The organism is Mesorhizobium sp. M7A.F.Ca.US.011.01.1.1 (assembly GCF_003998295.1).
Lineage (GTDB): Bacteria > Pseudomonadota > Alphaproteobacteria > Rhizobiales > Rhizobiaceae > Mesorhizobium.
On record NZ_RZRT01000222.1, the window covers coordinates 1 to 581 of the forward strand.

The following is a 581-nucleotide window of genomic DNA, read 5'->3' on the forward strand; positions in this document are numbered from 1 at the left end:
CACGGACGCGTTCGTCATCAGGCCTGATTTCGGGCGCGGTCATTGCCGCCTGAGACTGAACCGGGACTGATGTGAAGGCGATGTCGCATCCCCATCCACCCGAGCCGCCGCGAACGACCCTCGCGGCGGTTCTGGCTTCCTTCCGGCGAGCGTTGGCGGGAATTGCCTTGATGAGCGGCGTCGTCAATGTCCTGGCGCTGACCGGCTCGTTCTTCATGCTGCAGGTCTATGATCGCGTCATACCCGGCCGCAGCGTGCCGACGCTCGTCGGGCTTGCCGTGTTTGCCGGCACACTTTTCGTCTTTCAGGGCGTTCTCGAACTCATCCGGTCGCGTTTGCTGGTGCGCATCGGAATGGCGCTGGATGCGCGCTTGAGCGGACAGGTCTATGCCGCTCTCATGCGTTTGCCGTTGCGCACCAAGCTCGCAGGCGACGGCCTCCAATCGTTGCGCGATCTTGACCAAGTGCGATCGTTTATGTCGAGCGCCGGTCCGACCGCGCTTTTCGACCTGCCCTGGATGCCGCTCTACCTCGCAATTTGCTTCCTGTTCCATTTCTGGATCGGCATGACGGCGCTGGCC

1 protein-coding gene is annotated in these 581 nt (G+C 62.7%); it reads left to right on the forward strand.

Annotated features, from left to right (window positions below; genetic code table 11):
* Positions 1–80: 80 nt before the first annotated feature.
* Positions 81–581, forward strand: a 501-nt coding sequence (locus EOA13_RS37435) for an ABC transporter transmembrane domain-containing protein (RefSeq protein ID WP_245490615.1), incomplete at its 3' end; no start/stop codon positions are given.